The organism is Hydrogenophilus thermoluteolus (genome assembly GCF_003574215.1).
Lineage (GTDB): Bacteria > Pseudomonadota > Gammaproteobacteria > Burkholderiales > Rhodocyclaceae > Hydrogenophilus > Hydrogenophilus thermoluteolus.
In genome coordinates this window covers 252,516-270,558 of sequence record NZ_AP018558.1, presented here as the reverse complement: position 1 = coordinate 270,558, position 18,043 = coordinate 252,516, and the positions used below count along the sequence as shown (strand labels likewise).

12 protein-coding genes are annotated in these 18,043 nt (G+C 61.5%); all 12 read right to left on the bottom strand.

Translation table 11 applies throughout. The annotated features are described in order from the left end of the window. The 12 genes from HPTL_RS01205 to icmF all read right to left on the bottom strand — a co-directional run bounded on the left by HPTL_RS01205 (nucleotide 1) and on the right by icmF (nucleotide 17,860). Nucleotides 1–1,254, bottom strand: coding sequence for a phenylacetate--CoA ligase family protein (locus HPTL_RS01205; protein WP_119334341.1), 1,254 nt, complete (start codon nucleotides 1,252–1,254; stop codon nucleotides 1–3). An 18-nt stretch (nucleotides 1,255–1,272) separates the two neighbouring features. Beyond that, nucleotides 1,273–2,124, bottom strand: a complete 852-nt coding sequence (locus HPTL_RS01200; RefSeq protein WP_231999995.1) for an ABC transporter ATP-binding protein — start codon at nucleotides 2,122–2,124, stop codon at nucleotides 1,273–1,275. Continuing rightward, nucleotides 2,124–3,458, bottom strand: coding sequence for an ABC transporter substrate-binding protein (locus HPTL_RS01195; RefSeq protein ID WP_408610105.1), 1,335 nt, complete (start codon nucleotides 3,456–3,458; stop codon nucleotides 2,124–2,126). The genes HPTL_RS01200 and HPTL_RS01195 overlap by 1 nt, the downstream gene beginning before the upstream one ends. Before the next feature lie 72 nt (nucleotides 3,459–3,530). Next, complete coding sequence (locus HPTL_RS01190; RefSeq protein ID WP_119334338.1) at nucleotides 3,531–4,598, bottom strand: branched-chain amino acid ABC transporter permease; 1,068 nt, start codon at nucleotides 4,596–4,598, stop codon at nucleotides 3,531–3,533. A 12-nt stretch (nucleotides 4,599–4,610) separates the two neighbouring features. Further along, nucleotides 4,611–5,537 carry a branched-chain amino acid ABC transporter permease gene (locus HPTL_RS01185; RefSeq protein ID WP_119334337.1) on the bottom strand — a complete coding sequence of 309 codons (927 nt, stop codon included), beginning with the start codon at nucleotides 5,535–5,537 and terminating at the stop codon, nucleotides 4,611–4,613. Between the two features lie 18 nt (nucleotides 5,538–5,555). Continuing rightward, nucleotides 5,556–6,338 carry an ABC transporter ATP-binding protein gene (locus tag HPTL_RS01180; RefSeq protein WP_119334336.1) on the bottom strand — a complete coding sequence of 261 codons (783 nt, stop codon included), beginning with the start codon at nucleotides 6,336–6,338 and terminating at the stop codon, nucleotides 5,556–5,558. A gap of 13 nt (nucleotides 6,339–6,351) precedes the next feature. Further along, nucleotides 6,352–8,298, bottom strand: a complete 1,947-nt coding sequence (locus HPTL_RS01175) for an AMP-dependent synthetase/ligase (RefSeq protein WP_119334335.1) — start codon at nucleotides 8,296–8,298, stop codon at nucleotides 6,352–6,354. Nucleotides 8,299–8,404: 106 nt separating this feature from the next. Then, the gene (locus HPTL_RS01170; protein WP_119334334.1) at nucleotides 8,405–9,571 is read right to left on the bottom strand and encodes an osmoprotectant NAGGN system M42 family peptidase; all 1,167 of its coding nucleotides are present in this window, start codon (nucleotides 9,569–9,571) and stop codon (nucleotides 8,405–8,407) included. Nucleotides 9,572–9,579: 8 nt separating this feature from the next. Beyond that, entirely contained in the window at nucleotides 9,580–11,322 is a 1,743-nt protein-coding gene (gene ngg / locus HPTL_RS01165) for an N-acetylglutaminylglutamine synthetase (protein ID WP_119334333.1), read from the bottom strand. Between the two features lie 14 nt (nucleotides 11,323–11,336). Beyond that, nucleotides 11,337–13,109 (bottom strand): N-acetylglutaminylglutamine amidotransferase, encoded by a 1,773-nt coding sequence (locus HPTL_RS01160; RefSeq protein WP_119334332.1) that lies wholly within the window; start codon nucleotides 13,107–13,109, stop codon nucleotides 11,337–11,339. Nucleotides 13,110–13,118: 9 nt separating this feature from the next. Then, on the bottom strand, nucleotides 13,119–14,495 hold the full coding sequence (locus HPTL_RS01155) for a KamA family radical SAM protein (RefSeq protein ID WP_197713727.1): 1,377 nt from the start codon (nucleotides 14,493–14,495) through the stop codon (nucleotides 13,119–13,121). A 92-nt stretch (nucleotides 14,496–14,587) separates the two neighbouring features. Next, nucleotides 14,588–17,860 carry a fused isobutyryl-CoA mutase/GTPase IcmF gene (icmF, locus tag HPTL_RS01150; RefSeq protein ID WP_119334331.1) on the bottom strand — a complete coding sequence of 1,091 codons (3,273 nt, stop codon included), beginning with the start codon at nucleotides 17,858–17,860 and terminating at the stop codon, nucleotides 14,588–14,590. Nucleotides 17,861–18,043 lie beyond the last annotated feature (183 nt).

Sequence of the window (18,043 nt, the reverse complement as noted above, 5' to 3'; positions counted from 1 at the left end):
CTATTCGTACTGCCGCTGATCGTCGATCACCTTGCCGTCGTTGGGTAACGTCCCTGCAGGCACGAACGCGACCGACCCACGCAATTTGGTGATTTCCTTGAGCGCCGCAGCCACCTGGCCCCCCAAGCCGTCAGGCACGGCTCCCGCGGTCTCACACTGCAGCGTCATCTCGTCTTTGAGGTCTGGGTTGGTGACGACCAGCCGCGCACGGGTGATTTCCGGGAAGCGGCGCACCACCTGCTGCACCTGCGCCGGATGGACGAACATCCCGCGGATTTTTGCGGTCTGGTCGGCGCGCCCCAGCCACCCCTTGAGGCGCATGTTGGTCCGCCCGCACGGTGACCGGCCGGGAATGACCGCAGAGAGATCGCCGGTACCAAAGCGGATCAGCGGATAGGTGGGGTTGAGCGTAGTGACGACCACCTCTCCCACCTCACCTTCGGGCACCGGCTCGTTCGTACCCGGACGGACGATTTCGACGATGAGATCCTCACCCACCACCAGCCCCGCACGCGCCGCCGTCTCGTACGCGATCAGCCCGATATCGGCGGTGGCGTATGCTTGGTACGCGTCGACCCCAGCGGCGGCGAGCTCCTGTTGCAACGCGGGCGGGAATGCCTCACCGGAGACGAGCGCTTTGCGGAAGGTGCATGGCACGCCCGTCGCTTCGCACTTTTCGCGCAGAATCCGCAGGAACGACGGCGTACCCGTGTACGCGTTGGGCTGCAGGTCGGCAATCGCTTGTACCTGCAGTTCGGTTTGTCCGACTCCAGCCGGAAAGACGGTGCAGCCGATTGCGTGCGCCGCGGTCTCCATCATGCTGCCCGCGGGTGTCATGTGGTACGCAAAGGTGTTGTGCACCAAATCCCCTTCACGAAACCCAGCCGCCCAAAGGGCGCGCGCCAACCGGTAGTAATCGGGTTGAGGCCCTTCGGGTTCGTAGATCGGGCCCGGTGACGCGAAGACCCGCAGACACGACCGCCCCCACTGCACCGCGGCGAATCCGCCAAACGGGCGCGCCGCCTTCTGCCGCTCCAACAGTTCGGACTTACGCACCACCGGCAACTGCGCAAGCGCCGCCCGGTCGGTGACCGCCTGCGGGTCGACCTTTGCAAGGAGCGTGGCAAACGCAGGCGCGTGCGCTTTGGCATGCGCCAATTGCGCGGGTAGGCGCGCAAACAGGTCGCGTTCGCGCTGCTCCGGATCCCAGGTTTCCCGATCGTCGAAATAAAGGGGGCTGTGGTTTGCGGTCATCGCACCGATCCTTTGCTTTTATGCCAGCCAGCGCTTACGGCGGCGATAGTGTTTCACGTCGCGGAAGCTCTTTCGGCCTTCGCCGGAAAGCCCCAGGTAAAACTCTTTCACGTCTTCGTTTTCACGCAACTCTTCGGCGGTGCCTTCCATCACCACCCGCCCGTTTTCCAAGATGTAGCCGAATTGCGCGTAGCGTAGCGCAACCATCGTGTTCTGTTCGGCCAAGAGAAAACTCACCTTCTCTTTGGTGTTGAGATCTTGGACGATCTCGAAAATCTCTTCGACAATTTGCGGCGCCAACCCCATCGACGGTTCGTCGAGCAGAATCAGCTGTGGTCGTGCCATGAGCGCACGCCCGATCGCGCACATCTGCTGTTCGCCTCCAGAGGTGTAGCCCGCTTGTGATTTCCGCCGCTCTTTCAACCGTGGGAAATAGTGATAGACCCGCTCCAGGTCTTCGGCGAGCTCGCGGCGCGAAACCTTGCGGGTATAGGCGCCGGTGAGCAAATTTTCTTCGATGGTCAGGTGCGCAAAGCAGTGGCGCCCTTCCATCACCTGGATCACGCCGCGGCGTACCAGTTCGTTGGGGGTGAGTTGATCGACTCGCTCGCCCATGAACTCCACCGAACCTTTGGTGACATCACCCCGTTCGGCACGCAACAGATTCGAAATGGTCTTGAGCGTCGTCGATTTGCCCGCTCCGTTTGCGCCCAAGAGGGCGACGATACCGCCTTTGGGCACCTCGAGCGACACCCCTTTGAGCACCAGGATCACGTGGTCGTAGATCACCTCGACGTTATTGACCACCAGGTAGGGCGCTGCGGCGGCCTGCGCCGCCGCGGCACCCGAGGCCGCGGCGTGATTCATCATCAACCCTCCTTGCTGCAATCACGCGGCGTGATGCCTTTTTCTTGCGCGTACTTCGCAGCCGACTCTTCCACGAGCTGGCGTACCAGCACGCGGTCCGGCACGATCCAGTCGCTGATCATCTTCCACTTGCTGCCGTCCCACTGCTGGAATTTCACCACCCCAGCCCCTTCGTGGTCCATGCAAGAGGTCTGCATCACCGGCAAGAAACCATCCGCGCCCAACTGCTTCAGCCGTTCCGGCGTGAAATTCAGATGCTCGAGCGCCCAACGGATCTCTTCGCCCGTGACCGGCTGCCCTTTCTTGTTGAAGTGCTCTTGCGCCAGGCGTACCGCTTCCACGTAGATGATGCCGTGCACCACGCCGCGGTTGTAGTAGACGCTGCCGACCCGCTTGGGATCGAGGTTGCCTTTCCCTTTGGCATAGACATACTTCTTGATATCCTGAATCACCGGATACTGGTCACCCACAGCGTTGAACCCAGCGGCGATGTAACCGGTCGACGCGCTGCCCGCCGGAATCACATCCTCTTCCGCGCCAGCCCACCAGACGCCGATGATCTTGTCGATGGGGAAACCCGTCCGTTTCGCGGTGGAGAGCGCGGTCGGGTTCATCACCCCCCAACCCCAGAGGATCACGAAGTCAGGCCGAATTTGGCGGATTTGGAGCCACTGCGACTGCTGCTCGTTCCCGGGGTGCGCGACCGGGATCAGCTCGAGCTCAAAGCCCCACTTCTGCGACAGCCTTTTCAGCACTTCGTGCGGCTCTTTCCCGTAAGCCGAATCGTGGTAGAGCAGCACGATCTTCTTGCCTTTGAGCTGATCCATCGAGCCGAGCTTCTCTTTACCGATGAAGTTGATCATCGCCGAAGCTTGCGACCAGTAATGGGTGACGAGCGGGAAGACCCACGGGAAGACCCGCCCATCGGCAGCGTCGGAACGGCCATAGCCGATGGTCACCAGCGGAATCTTGTCCTGCGCGACGCGATCGAGCACCGAATAGGTGATCCCAGTGGAAAGCGGCGAGAAGAAGGTGTTGCCCTTCGCTTTGAACCGCTCGTAGCACTCGACGCCACGCGCGTTGTTGTATTCGGTTTCACACTCTTCCCACACGAGCTTGACGCCGTTCACCCCGCCGTCGCGCTCGTTGATCATCTGCATGTAGTCGATCCAGCCGCCGAAAATTCCAGAACCCCCTGCGGCGTACGCGCCGACGCGGTAGCTCGGCAACCCTAGGTACTGCTCGGCGGAGAGCGCCTGCCCGACGCCGCTACCCCAAAGGCCCGTGACCGCAAGCGCAACCATCGCGCTTTTCTTCCATTTGCTGCGCATGCGCATCATCTTCTGTCTCCTTTACCACCTACACACACAATGCCCGACCCCAGCGGGGCCGAACCCGAAAAACCCATTTTAGTGAGGGAATGGCCAAATCCGCAACTTCTCTTTGCCAATCTGCCACAGCCGCGCCAACCCGTGCGGTTCGACGATCAAGAAGAAGATGATCAGCCCACCGAAAATCATCAGTTCGACGTTGGACGCAAACGCGGGCGGCAGCGAATCCCCGAACAGGGCGTGAAAGAGTTGGTTGAGAAAGATCGGCAACAGGGTGATGAACGCGGCCCCCAAGAAGGATCCCAACACGGTTCCCACCCCGCCGATGATGATCATGAAGAGGATCTTGAACGACAGGTCGAGGTTGAACGCTTCCGGTTCGACCGTTCCCAAGTAGGTATAGGCGTAAAGCGCACCCGCAACGCCGCAGTAGAACGAGCTGATCGCAAACGCCTGCAGTTTCGTCTTCATCAGCGGAATGCCGATCACCTCAGCGGCGACGTCCATGTCCCGCACCGCCATCCACGCGCGACCGGTGTGGGTCCGCGCCATGTTTTTCGCAGCGAGCGCCAAGACCGTCACCACCGCCAGCGTGAGGAGGTACTTCTCGACCGGTTCGTCGACCGTCCACCCCAGGATGGCGATCTCCTGCGCCGTGATCACGCCGGAAGCCGAGTAGTTGGAAAACCACGGGAATTTCACCAGCACCCAGAGGATGAAAAACTGGGCCGCAAGTGTCGCCACCGCGAGGTAGAACCCTTTGATCCGAAGCGACGGAAGACCAAACACGATGCCCACGAGCGCCGCGCACACGCCACCCAAAACCATCGCGACGAGGAACGGCATTCCGTCGATGCGCAACATGAAGTTGTAGGTAGCAAACGCCCCCACCGCCATGAACCCCGCCGCACCGAGCGACAGCTGCCCCGCGTAGCCGGTGAGGATGTTGAGTCCCAGCGCCGCAAGGGAAAAGATGAGCGCCGGCGTGATGATCGCTTGGAACCAGTATTCGCTGGCTAAGAGCGGCACCCCGACGAACGCAAAGAGTACGATTGCCGCGATTGCGATCCGATCCTGTCGGATCGGAAAGATCTGCATGTCGGCTTCGTAGCTCGCCTTGAACTGCCCTGCCTCACGATAAATCATTTGTCTCTCTCCTCACACCCTGTCGATGTGTTTTTCGCCAAAGAGCCCTTCGGGGCGAATCAACAGGAACGCCAACGCCATGATGTAGGGGAACCACGAGTCGATTCCGCCTCCGACATAGGGGCCAAGGTAGACCTCGGCGAGTTTTTCCGACGCCCCGATGATCAACCCCCCGACGATCGCGCCTGGGATCGAGGTGAAGCCCCCCAGGATCAACACCGGCAACGCCTTGAGCGCGGTGAAGGAGAGTGCGTACTGCACGCCGTTGCGCGCCCCCCAGATCAATCCGGCCACGAGTGCGACCACCCCAGCCGCGACCCAGACGATCACCCAGATGCGCTCCAACGGCACTCCGATGGACAGCGCCGCCTGGTGGTCGTCGGCAACCGCCCGCAGCGCCCGTCCGGTCTTGGTGTATTGGAAAAAGACCGTGAGCACCGCAACCAGGATTGCGGCGATCGCCGCAGCGGTGAGGTCGAATTTGGAAACCAGCATGTTCGCCGAATCGAGGAGCCACATTACCGGCTCATCGGTGATCCCGATATCCAGTCCACGCACGTTCGACCCCCAGATGAGCTGCGCCAGCCCGTCGATGAAGAAGGTGAGCCCGATCGTCGCCATGAAAAGCGTGATGAGCGGCTGGTTGACCAACCCGCGCAGCATGAAGCGCTCGATGAGGATCGCGAGCACCACCATCGCGGCGAGTGTCACGAGGAGCGACCCGAGGAACGAGGCGAACGACCCCGGCGCCCAGCCGAACCATAAGAGAAGCTTTTCGCCAACGCCGACGAAGGTAAGCGCCGCGAAATAGACCATCGCCCCCTGCGCGAAGTTGAAGACGCCGGAAGCTTTGAAGATCAACACGAAACCGAGCGCCACCAGCGCGTAGAGCATCCCGGACAACAGGCCCGCAATCAAGACTTCGAAGAAAAAGGTCACGGTTCTCTCCTTCCGCTATCAGTGGACCGCGCCAAGATAGGCTTTGATCACCTCGGGGTCGTTCTTCACTTCGTTGGGAAGGCCGTCGCCGATCTTACGTCCGTAGTCGAGCACGACGACACGGTCCGAAATGTCCATCACCACGCCCATGTCGTGTTCGATCAAGACGATGGTCGTCCCCCACTGCTCATTGACGTCGAGGATGAAGCGGCACATGTCCTGCTTCTCTTCGACGTTCATCCCCGCCATGGGCTCGTCCAACAAAAGGAGTTTCGGCTCCGCAGCAAGCGCTCGTGCCAGTTCCACGCGCTTTTGCAGGCCGTAGGGAAGCCGCCCAACCGGCACCTTACGAATGTGCTGAATCTCCAGGAAATCGATGATCTCTTCCACCCGTTTGCGGTGCGCGATTTCGTCGCGCTGCGCGGGACCCCAATAAAGCGCGTTCCACAGGAAATTGCGCTTCATCATGAGGTTACGGCCCGTCATGATGTTGTCGAGCACGGTCATCCCCTTGAAGAGCGCGATGTTCTGGAACGTCCGCGCGATTCCCTGCGCCGCCGCTTCGTGCGGGTTCATCTTGCGGCGCTCCTTGCCCATGAAGATGATCCGCCCCTCCTGCGGATGGTAGACGCCGTTGATCACGTTGAGCATCGAGCTTTTGCCCGCGCCGTTGGGGCCGATGATCGAACGGATCTCCCCCTGCCGGACGTTGAAACTGATGTTGGTGAGCGCTTTCACGCCCCCGAAACTGAGGCTGATATTCTGCAGATCCAGGATTACGTCGCCGATGGTGCGCGCCATCTTCTTCTCCCGATTACGCGTCCGCGATGCGCACCGTTGCGGCAATCTTGCCGCTGCGCCCGTCTTCGAACTTCAGTTCGGTCTCGATATACTGCTCGGTTACGTCGCTATAAAGCGCGGTAACGAGCGGTGCGTACTTCTCGGCGATGAACCGCCGTCGCACTTTACGGGTGCGCGTCAATTCCCCATCGTCGGCATCGAGCTCTTTGTGCAGGATCAAGAAGCGGCGGATCCGCGCCCCTTTCATCATCGGGTCGGTTTCGAGGTCGGCATTGACCTTTGCGACGCACTCGGCAATGAGCGCATAGACTTCGGGTTTCTGTGCGAGGTCGGTGTAGCCCGAATAGGCCAGCCCGCGCCGTTCCGCCCAGTTGCCCACCGCGTCGAGGTCGATGTTGATGAACGCCGCGACGTAATCGCGTTCGTTGCCGAACGCCACCGCCTCTTTGATCTGCGGGAAGAACTTGAGCTTGTTCTCGATGTAGTTGGGCGCAAAGAGGGTGCCGTCGTTGAGTTTGCCGACGTCTTTCGCGCGGTCGATGATCCGCAACTGGCCATCTTCACCGATATACCCGGCGTCGCCGGTCATGAAGAAGCCCTCTTCGTCGAACGCCTCGGCGGTGGCGTCGGGGCGGCGGTAGTACGATTGCAGCGTCATCGGCCCGCGCACGCGGATTTCACCGTTCTCGGCGATCTTGATTTCGACGCCTGGCGCCGGCCGCCCCACCGCATCGAGCTTGATTTCGCCGTCGGGCTGCAAACAGACGTAGGCGCACGTCTCCGTTTGCCCGTAGAGCTGTTTGAGGTTGATCCCGATCGAGCGGAAGAATTTGAAGAGGTCCGGTCCGATCGCAGCGCCCGCGGTATAGGCCACCCGGATGCGCGACATCCCCAGGACGTTGCGCAGCGGCCCGTAGATCAGCACTTCACCCAGCGCGTAGAGCAAACGATCTTTGAGGGGTACCGGACGCTTCTCCAGAATTTCGGCGCCACAGCGCCGTGCCACCGCCATGAAGTAGTCGAAGAGCTTGCGTTTGATGGCACTTGCGTCTTCCATTCGGATCATCACTTGGGTGAGCAACCCCTCGAAGATCCGCGGCGGCGCGAAGTAGTAGGTCGGCCCGATTTCGCGCAAGTCGGTCATCACGGTGTCCGACGATTCCGGACAGTTGATCGCAAACCCGGCCACCAGCGACTGAGCATACGAAAAGAGGTGGTCTCCAACCCACGCCATCGGCAGGTAAGAGAGGATCTCTTCGCGGTCGGTCAGGCGGTCGAAATGGATCCCGCCGTTTGCGGCAAAGATGAACGCGCGGTGGGTCTGGCACACCCCCTTGGGTTTGCCCGTGGTCCCGGAGGTGTAGAGCATCACCGAAACGTCGTCGGTCGAACCCTTTTCGATCTCCTTGTTCAGGAAATCGGGTTGGTTGCGGTCGTGGATCTCGCCGGCGGCGACCAGCTCGTCGAGCCCCATCAGTTGGGGCTGGTCGTAGTGCAACATCCCGCGCGGATCGTCGTAGACGATCTTCTCGAGCGAAGGGGTCGACGCCAAGGTTTCCAGGAGCTTATCCACCTGCTCTTGATCTTCGACGATCGCAACCTTGATTTCGGCGTCTTGCAAGACGAACGCGATCTCTTCCGCGATCGCGTCCTGATAGAGCATCACCGGGATGCCGCCGAGCATTTGACACGCGGCGATCGACATGTAGAGCCGCGGACGGTTGTCCCCGATGATCGCGAGCCGGTCGCCGCGCTTGAACCCGAGTTCAGCCAGACCACACGCAATCGCGCGCGCGGTGCGGTAGTAGTCGGCCCAGGTGTAAGTTTGCCAAATGCCGTACTCTTTTTCCCGTACCGCGGGCTGCGCACCACGCACTTCGGCATGGTGCCGCAAAAGCCGCGGGAAGGTGTCGAGCCCGGCAGGCAGCGGAGGCGCTGCTTCGCCGCGTACGATGGTCATTGTTGTGTCTCCTCCACACGCCCGACGTTCGGTTCGGGAATTCGCTCAGAGGGAATCATCGCACGCGATTGTTACAACGGTTTTTCTGAAATGTAACGGAAATGTATCAAACGCCCAAAAACTCTTTCGGTTCCGGCAGCGGATTGTTCGGCATCGACAGCTCTTCGGGCTCGATTTGCCGTGTGAAGCCATCGAGCGAGCCGAGCAACTGGGCATCCCGTGGCGTCACGGGGTCGCTGACCAAGTACGCAACCACCAAACGGGTGAGCGCATGCAAGGCGTCGCGATGCGTGCGTTCGATGCCGTGCGACGCGTCGGCGCCGAAACCGATCAACGCCGTCCGGATGTCGTTCCCTGCCTCTACCGCTGCCGCCGAATCGGAGCGGTAGTACTTGAAGAGGTCACGGCGGTGCGGGATCGCGTTGGCTTTGGCCAAGCGGATCAATTTGTGCGACAGATGGTAGTCGAACGGTCCCGACATGTCTTGCAGACAGATCGTCACCGCATGTTCCGAGGTGTTTTGCCCAGGCGCGGCGATCGCGATATCCAGGCTTACCATCTCGGCGATGTCGCCGTGAAGCGCCGCAGAGGCACCCGAGCCGATCTCTTCCGTGATCGTCAATAAGGGATGGGCATCGACGGGTAATTCCAACCCATGATCCTGCACCGCTTTGCACGCGGTGAGCAATGCAGCGACGGCCGCTTTGTCGTCGAGATAACGCGAGACATAGTAGCCGGTGGGCGTGACTTCGGTCTGTGGGTCGAATGCGATCCAATCGCCTACCTGGATCCCGGCGGCTTCGAGCGCTTTGCCATCCTCGGCCGGGATATCGACACGCACCTCGACCTGCTCCCACCCAACCGGCTGGCTGTCGATTTCCGGCCCGAACGCGTGGCCCGATGTTTTGAGCGGCAAGCAGGTGCCACGGAATTGCCTGCCATCGTCGGTAAAGATCGTCACACGCGCCCCTTCGGAAAACCGCGCGGACCAGTGACCGATCGGCACGATCGCCAAGCGTCCGTTCGGTTTCAGTGCGCGCACCATCGCGCCCAGCGTATCGAGGTGCGCCACCACCGCACGTGCCGGTTTGCGTGCTTTGCCGGTGAGCGTAGCGCGAATCGCCCCCCGGCGCGTCAATTCGTAGGGAATCCCCAGCGCGGAGAAGCGCTGCGCGGTATAACGCACCACTTCGTCGGTCAAGCCGACGGGGCTGGGGATCGCCAGCAGTTGTAAAAGGGTCTCTTCCAAGTAGGTTTCGTCGATGGTGATCACACAAGCTCCTAGGGGCGTTGCCGGGCCTGGGGAAACAGAAGGTCGATGAAACGCTGCGCCGTCGGTTGCGGTTCGTGGTTCGCCAGCCCGGGACGCTCGTTCGCTTCGATGATGACATAGTTGGGCTGATCAGGCGCATCGACCAAAAAGTCGAGACCCGTGACCGGGATTTGCAACGCGCGGGCGGCTCGCTCCGCGGCGTCGCGCAATGTGGGGTGGAGCTGCGCGGTCACGTCGTGCAGCGTCCCGCCGGTGTGAAGGTTTGCGGTTTTGCGCGCAAGGAGCCGCACATCGACCCCGGGGACATCGTCCCAATCGAATCCTTGCGCCCGCAAGCAGCGCCGAGTCTCATCGTCGAGCGGCACGCGCGACTCTCCGCCCGTTGCCGCTGCCCGCCGTCGGTTGTAGCGTTCGATCAGCGCACGAACCGTGTGGCGACCATCGCCGACGATCACTGGCGGACGGCGCAACGCGGCGGCGATCACTTCGCCGTCGATCACCACCACACGAAGGTCTTCTCCGCGGCAAAACTGTTCGACCAAGACACGCTCGGAGAATTGGCGTGCCCGTTCGATCGCCGCAGCCACTTCGCTTTCGCTGCGCAGATCGACGCTGATCCCGTGCCCCTGCTCCCCGTCGACCGGTTTCACGACGACCGAACCGTATTGCGTGAGCAACCGCTGCCAAGCAGCGGTATCGTTCGCATCCACCTGCTCGGGGACCCGCAGCCCCGCTTTTGCCAGCCACCGCACCGTGAGGCGTTTGTCCTGACACAGACTCATCGCGACCGCGCTGGTCAGCTCAGAGAGCGATTCACGGCAAAGGATCGAACGGGCGCCCAGGGTCAACCGGAAAAAACCGCTTTCGGCATCGAGGATTTCCACGTGGATGCCGCGGCGCAGCGCTTCGTCGACCAATATGCGCGCGTACGGGTTGAGTTGGTTGAGCCCTGCCACCTCACCCAAGAAAAGCGGCTGATTGATCGCGTTGCGGCGCTTCACCGCAAACGCGGGGATGCGCACGAACCCCAGCTTTTCATAGAGCGCGATCGCTTGGTCGTTGTCGTGAAGGACAGAAACGTCCATCCACGAGCGCCCCAGCGCCTGGAAACGCTCCGCGAGGTAACGCACCAACGCTTCACCCACGCCCGGATGCGGTGTTTGCGGATCGACCGCCAATGCCCAAAGGCTCGAGCCGTTTTCGGTGTCGGCAAATGCTTCGACGTGATCGAGCCCCATCGCCACCCCGATCACTTCGCCCGTTTCCCGGTCTTCAGCAAGCGCGTAAGTCACTGCTCGGCTCAGGCGCAATTCCCACACGATCTGCGGGCAAACCGGCACCATCACGCGTGCGCGGTATAGGGTGTTGATCGCAGCGATATCGGCACGGGTACGCAGTCGCCGCAAGCCGAAAGGGCGTGGCGCTTCGCGCCGCGGTGCCCGGTAGGTCTGCAGGTTGAGCCGCCAGAATTCGCTGGGGTCGAGGAAGAGCTGTTGCGGCGCGTGCGCGATCACCCGCTGGGGCTCGGCGACGTAAATGGCGATATCGCGCTGCCCTTCGGCCTCCTGCAAAAGCGCTTGGGCCAACGTCCCAGCGTCCTGCCACGTCGGCGCGAGCAACAAGCGACCCCAACCGCATTGGATCGCAACATTTTCGGCGCGTTCGAACGTTGCGTTGGATTTGCGTTTCCGTTTGGTGGCGTAGGGCGTGTGCGCCGCGCGCAGCGCCCGTTTGACCAGATCTCGCATCATCGCTCTCGTTTCGCTTACCGCAGATGGGTCTGCAACCACCACTCCAGAAGCCCCAACTGCCAGAGTTTGGAACCGCGCAACCGGGTGAAGTGCTGGGTCGGTTCGGCCAACAACGTCGCAACGTATTCCGGTTGGAAGAGTCCGCGCGCTTGCGCCGCGGGCGAAAGCAGTGCGTCGCGCACGCGCTCGAGCACTGCCCCCTGCAGATACTTGAGCGCAGGAACGGGGAAGTAGCCCTTGGGGCGGTCGATCACTTCACTGGGAATGATTGTGCGCGCCGCCTCTTTGAGCACCCCTTTGCCGCCATGGGCCAATTTGTGCCGCGTCGGAATGCGCGCTGCCAACGAGACCAGCTCGTGGTCGAGGAACGGCACCCGCGCCTCCAACCCCCACGCCATCGTCATGTTGTCGACCCGTTTCACCGGGTCGTCGATGAGCATCACCGTGGTATCGAGGCGCAGCGCTTTGTCGACAGGGTCTTCGGCGCCGGGTTGCGCGAAGTGCTCGGCAACAAACCGTTCGCTCCAATCTTCGACTTGCCATTCGGGTCGGACCACGGCGCGGTACTCGTCGAAGTCGCGGTCCCGGAAGACGTCGAGGTAGTCGCGCACGGGATCGGTGCTCCCCGCCAGCTTCGGGTACCAGAAGTACCCGGCAAAGACCTCGTCCGCCCCCTGCCCACTTTGCACCACCTTGCTGTGGCGCGACACCGCTTCCGACAGGAGGTAGAAGCCGATACAGTCGTGACTCATCATCGGCTCGCTCATCGCGGCGATCGCTTCGGGCAAACGGGTGAGGAGTTCCGCTTCCGGCACGAAAATCCGTTCGTGTTCGGTGCCGAACGCGCGGGCGACGATCTCGGCGTATTCGAATTCGTTGCCCTTCTCGTCCCCGACGTCGGCAAAACCGATGTTGTAGGTGCGCAGCCGCTCGATCCCGGCTTCGGCCATCAGCCCGACGATCAGGCTGGAATCGACGCCACCGGAAAGGAGCGCACCCACCGGCACGTCCGCAACCAAGCGGCGACGCACGGCTGCGCGCAGCGCCTCGAGCACGATTTCGACCCATTCCGCGAACGGCCGCGCCTCATCCTCGGCACTGCGGGTGAAATCGAGCCGCCAATAGGTGCGGCGCGTTTCCCGACCATCGGGTTCGATCGTCACCAACGTGGCAGGCGGGACTTTGCGCACCCCTTTGAGGATGGTGTAGGGCGCGGGCACGACGGTGTGAAACGAGAGGTAGTAGTGGAGCGCCAGCGGGTCGATGGTGGTGTCGACACCGCCAGCTGCCAAAAGCGCAGGCAGCGTCGACGCAAAGCGCAAACCGCCGGGACGCGGCGCGAGATAGAGCGGTTTGATCCCCAGGCGGTCACGCCCCAGCACCAGACGGCCACTGTCGCGTTCCCAGAGCGCGAACGCGAACATCCCATTCAATCGCTCGACGAACGCGTCGCCCCACGCGTGGTAGGCTTTGAGAAGGACTTCGGTGTCGCTGTGGGAGTAGAAGCGGTACCCCAACCCCTCCAACGTCTGGCGCAACTCCGGGTGGTTATAGACCGCGCCGTTGAAAACGATCCCGAGCCCAAGTTCGGGATCGATCATCGGTTGCTGCGCCGCCTCCGAAAGGTCCATGATCTTGAGGCGACGATGCCCCAAGGCGATGCTGCCCTGCGCCCAAACGCCACCCCCGTCGGGGCCGCGCGGGCGCTGGATCCCATTGATGCGCGCAATCGCGTCGAGATTGGGTTCCGTACCGTCGAAACGGATTTCACCGGCAATACCACACATGCCGCGACCTCACGCCGCGGCTTCGCGGCCGAGCATCGCATCGAACTCGTCCTGCCAGAAGAAACGGGGTTCGAACGCGGGCTGGAGTTCGTCGAGCCATGTAGCACGCGGGTCGAATCGGGCGAAGAAGGGGCGGTCGACCCACGCCGGGTTACGCCCTTGGAGGAACCGCAACACGAAAACACGCTGCCCCGCGACGCGGCTCACTCCCAGCACTTCGACTTTGCCCGGTGCGGCCGACATGCTCGGACCGCGCACGGTGCGCGCCAATCCCGAGACCCGCTGCAACGCGTCGCGGTAAATGCGCCAAGCGCGCGCGAGCGGCACTTTGAAGTAGTGGTGCGCGCCGGTGTCGCGTTCGACGAACATGTAGTACGGCACGATCCCCAGTTCGACTTCGCGTTGCCAGAGTTTCGCCCACACGTCAGAGTCGTCGTTGATGTGCGCCAAGAGCGGCGCCTGGGCACGGATCATTGCGCCGGTTGCGCGCACGCGCGCGATCGCCTCTTGGGTGGGCGCCGGTTCCAGTTCGCGCCAATGGTTGAGGTGCGCCATCAGGGCCAATTGTTTGCCGCTTGCGACCACTTGGGCAAAGAGATCGAGGAGCGCTTGCCCTTCCCCTTCGGTCAAGAAGCGGTAGGGCCAGAAGGTGAGCGCTTTGGTGCCGATGCGGATCGAGCGGATGTGCGCGAATTCCGGCGAGAGCAACGGTTCGATATAGGCTTTGAGGTGCGCGGTTTTCATCACCAGCGGGTCACCGCCGGTAATCAAGACATCGGTCACCTCAGGGTGGGCGCGGAGGTACCCGTGCATCCGCGCCGCTTCCGCGCTGGCGATGCGCAGCGACTTATCCCCGATGAACTGGGCCCAGCGGAAGCAGAAGGTACAGTAGCTGTGGCACGTCTGCCCTTGGCTGGGAAAGAGCAGTACCGTTTCCCGGTATTTGTGCTGCAGCCCGTTGATGGGTTGCCCCGTTTCGTCCCGCGGGATGTTGAGTTTGAGCTGCCCCGCCGGATGGGGGTTGAGTTCATGGCGAATCTCCGCAACCACGCTCGCCACTTCGGCCTGAGGCGCGTCACGGCGCAACAGGGATGCGACCCGTTCGAAATGGTCCGGGCGCAACATGCCGGGCTGCGGATAGAGCAACTGAAAGAGCGGATCGTCCGGGATGTTGTCCCAGTCGATGAGATGCTCCGTGACATAGCGATTCACCCGGAACGGCAGCACGGTTGCCACCACTTTCATCGCAAAACGTCGTTCCGGGTCAAGCGCCTGGATTTGCGGAATGCGGTCGAGATCGCGCGCCGTATAGACTTCGAACGCCGGCGCAGTGAGCGGCGCGCAGTTCCAGGGCGCCAAACGTTCGGCCATTGGGGTTACGGTCATGGCTAACCTCCTTTTATTGCAGAAAGTGCAATCTTTTATATAACCCACAATGGCCGATCGGTCAACCCAAAAAACGCTAACCTGCTGATTTGTCACATGTTTCGCCGATACTGCCCCCCCACCTCGAAGAGCGCCTGCGTCAACTGCCCCAGCGAGCAGTAGCGCACCGCGTCCATCAACACTTCGAAGGTGTTGCCCCCTTCCATCGCCACCGTCTTGAGCTTCGCCAGCCACTTCGGTGCTTCGGCGGCGTGGCGCGCGTGAAATTCGCGCAGCCGCCGCAGCTGGCTCTGCTTCTCTTCTTCGGTGGAACGGGCAAGTTCCAGCTTTTCGGGGATCGGATCGCCGTTCGGGTTGCGGAAGGTGTTGACCCCGATGATCGGTAGACTCCCGTCGTGCTTTTTCTGCTCGTAGTGCAGCGACTCTTCCTGAATCTTGCTGCGTTGGTAGCCCGTCTCCATCGCGCCGAGCACGCCCCCCCGTTCGGCCAGCGCTTCGAATTCGCGCAACACCGCTTCTTCGACCAGATCGGTGAGCTCTTCGATGATGAAGCTGCCTTGGTTGGGGTTTTCGTTCTTCGCCAGCCCCCACTCTTTGTTGATGATGAGTTGGATCGCCATCGCCCGCCGCACACTCTCTTCGGTGGGGGTGGTGATCGCTTCGTCGTAGGCGTTGGTGTGTAGGCTGTTGCAGTTGTCGTAGATCGCAATCAGCGCCTGGAGCGTCGTGCGAATGTCGTTGAATGCCATCTCCTGCGCGTGGAGACTCCGCCCCGAGGTCTGGACGTGGTATTTGAGTTTTTGGCTGCGCTCGTTCGCGCCATACTTGTGTTTCATCGCAATCGCCCAGATGCGACGCGCCACCCGCCCGATCACGCTGTATTCCGGGTCCATTCCGTTGCTGAAAAAGAACGAAAGGTTGGGCGCGAAATCGTCGATGTGCATGCCGCGCGCCAGGTAGGATTCGACGTAGGTAAAGCCGTTGGCGAGCGTGAACGCGAGCTGCGAAATGGGGTTGGCGCCTGCTTCCGCGATGTGGTAGCCCGAAATCGACACTGAGTAGAAGTTGCGCACGTTGTGATGGACGAAGTACTCCTGGATGTCGCCCATCAATTTCAACGCGAACTCGGTGGAGAAGATGCAGGTGTTCTGCCCCTGATCCTCTTTGAGGATATCGGCCTGGACCGTGCCGCGCACAGTGGAGAGCACCCACGCCTTGATCTTTTCATACTCCTCTTCGGTGGGGTCACGACCGTTGTCGGCGCGGAATTTGTCCACCTGCTGGTCGATCGCGGTATTGAAGAACATCGCTAGGATCATCGGCGCGGGACCGTTGATCGTCATCGACACCGAGGTGTTGGGCGCACAAAGATCGAACCCGGAGTAGAGCACCTTCATATCGTCGAGCGTGGCGATCGAGACACCCGAATTGCCGATTTTGCCGTAGATATCGGGCCGTTCGTCGGGGTCGCAACCATAGAGCGTAACGGAATCGAACGCAGTGGACAGCCGCGCCGCGGGCATCCCTTCGGTGAGCTTGCGAAAACGGCGGTTGGTCCGGAACGGATCGCCTTCGCCCGCAAACATCCGGGTGGGGTCTTCGTTTTCGCGCTTGAACGCGAACACCCCGGCGGTGTACGGGAACGACCCGGGGACGTTCTCCTTCATCAGGAATTTGAGCACCTCGCCGTCGTCTTCGAAGTCAGGCAACGCTACCTTGCGGATCTTGTTGCCCGAAAGCGATTCGTGGTAGAGGCGGGTGCGAATCTCTTTGTCGCGGATCTTGACGACGTATTCGTCCTGCGCGTAGAGTTTTTTCAGCGTCGGCCACTGTTCGAGCAGCTTCTTCGCGTGTGGAGTCAGCTGGCTGTCTTTCCAGTCGATCAGCTCGTCGAAATGCTCGGCCGGTTTGCCACTCGCCTCGAAGAGCGCCTTCGCGATCTTGAGCGCTTGTCGTTCGCGCGCCACCCGCGACTGCTCCCGGACGTGGGCGTGGTAGTCGCGCACGGTTTGCGCGATTTCCGCCAGATAACGATTGCGGTGCGGCGGGATGATCGCTTGTCCTTTGCTGGAATGGCGCACAGAGACGCGCGGCAATTTCCCTTCGGCTTTCGCGGGCAACCCCAATTCGATCAATTTCGGCAGCATCGCTTGATAAAGCGCAGTAACCCCGTCGTCGTTGAAGCGCGCTGCCATCGTCCCGAAGACGGGCATCGCATCGACCGGTTCGGAAAAACGCTGATGGTTGCGCTGGTACTGTTTCGCGACGTCGCGCAGCGCATCTTCGGCCCCTTTGCGGTCGAATTTGTTGATCGCGACGAAATCGGCGAAATCGAGCATGTCGATCTTCTCGAGCTGGCTCGCTGCGCCGAACTCGGGGGTCATCACGTAGAGGGAGCAGTCGACGTAGGGCACGATCGCCGCGTTGCCCTGTCCGATCCCCGACGTTTCGACGATCACGAGGTCGTAACCGGTGAGCTTGGTCGCCGCGATCACCTCTTTGAGCGCCCGCGACACTTCTTGACCGGTGTCGCGGGTGGCGAGCGAACGCATGTAGATGTTTTCGTGGTCGATCGCGTTCATGCGGATGCGGTCACCCAAGAGCGCGCCCCCAGTGCGCTTGCGCGACGGGTCGATCGAGATGATCGCGATTTTGAGCGCATCTTCCTGATCCAAACGGAAACGGCGAACCAGCTCGTCGGTGAGCGAACTCTTGCCCGCCCCTCCGGTACCAGTGATCCCCAACACTGGCACTTTGAGCCCTTGCGCCGCCGCAAGGAGCCCTTCCCGGATTGCGTCTGGGTAGGCGCCATTTTCGAGCGCAGTGATCACGCGTGCGAGCGTCCGCCAATCGCCGCTTTGGAGTTTTTCCAGGATTTCAGGCAAGGTCTGCGGCGCTTCGTGGGAGAGATCGAAATCGGAACGCTCGACCACGTCGTTGATCATCCCTTGTAACCCCATCTGGGCGCCGTCTTCGGGCGAGTAGATCCGCTCGACACCGTACGTTTCGAGCTCCTGGATCTCCGGCGGAACGATCACCCCGCCACCGCCGCCGAAAACCTTGATCTTCTCGCCACCGTTTTGCCGCAGCAGATCGACCATGTATTTGAAGAACTCGACATGCCCCCCTTGGTAGCTGGTCACCGCGATGCCCTGCACATCCTCCTGCAGCGCGGCGCGAACGATCTCGGCGGCACTGCGGTTGTGCCCCAAATGGATCACTTCGCAGCCGGTGCTTTGCAACAAGCGCCGCATGATGTTGATCGCGGCATCGTGGCCATCGAACAGCGCCGCAGCGGTGACGAGCCGCACGTTGTTCTTCGGCTGATAGGGCGTGAGCGCCTTCGCGATACGGGGATCGGTCATGATGGGTCTCCTCTTGTCGTCGCTTTTGCCGGTGCAATGAGGCTATCTTACCGAAATTGACGTTAACGTCAACGTCATTTCGGTGCCTTGCCCTTGCCTTCGCCTCATGGCAGCGTCCGGCGCACAGGGAAATAGGTTCGCCGCTGGGGCTGTGCTAAGCTAACGCGGTTGCAGGTCAGGGAA

Excerpts from the sequence above, each read along its gene's own strand:
- HPTL_RS01205 (WP_119334341.1), bottom strand. The coding sequence starts at position 1,254 with ATGACCGCAAACCACAGCCCCCTTTATTTCGACGATCGGGAAACCTGG.
- HPTL_RS01200 (WP_231999995.1), bottom strand. The coding sequence starts at position 2,124 with ATGATGAATCACGCCGCGGCCTCGGGTGCCGCGGCGGCGCAGGCCGCC.
- HPTL_RS01195 (WP_408610105.1), bottom strand. The coding sequence starts at position 3,458 with ATGCGCATGCGCAGCAAATGGAAGAAAAGCGCGATGGTTGCGCTTGCG.
- HPTL_RS01190 (WP_119334338.1), bottom strand. The coding sequence starts at position 4,598 with ATGATTTATCGTGAGGCAGGGCAGTTCAAGGCGAGCTACGAAGCCGAC.
- HPTL_RS01180 (WP_119334336.1), bottom strand. The coding sequence starts at position 6,338 with ATGGCGCGCACCATCGGCGACGTAATCCTGGATCTGCAGAATATCAGC.
- HPTL_RS01175 (WP_119334335.1), bottom strand. The coding sequence starts at position 8,298 with ATGACCATCGTACGCGGCGAAGCAGCGCCTCCGCTGCCTGCCGGGCTC.
- ngg (WP_119334333.1), bottom strand. The coding sequence starts at position 11,322 with ATGATGCGAGATCTGGTCAAACGGGCGCTGCGCGCGGCGCACACGCCC.
- HPTL_RS01160 (WP_119334332.1), bottom strand. The coding sequence starts at position 13,109 with ATGTGTGGTATTGCCGGTGAAATCCGTTTCGACGGTACGGAACCCAAT.
- HPTL_RS01155 (WP_197713727.1), bottom strand. The coding sequence starts at position 14,495 with ATGACCGTAACCCCAATGGCCGAACGTTTGGCGCCCTGGAACTGCGCG.
- icmF (WP_119334331.1), bottom strand. The coding sequence starts at position 17,860 with ATGACCGATCCCCGTATCGCGAAGGCGCTCACGCCCTATCAGCCGAAG.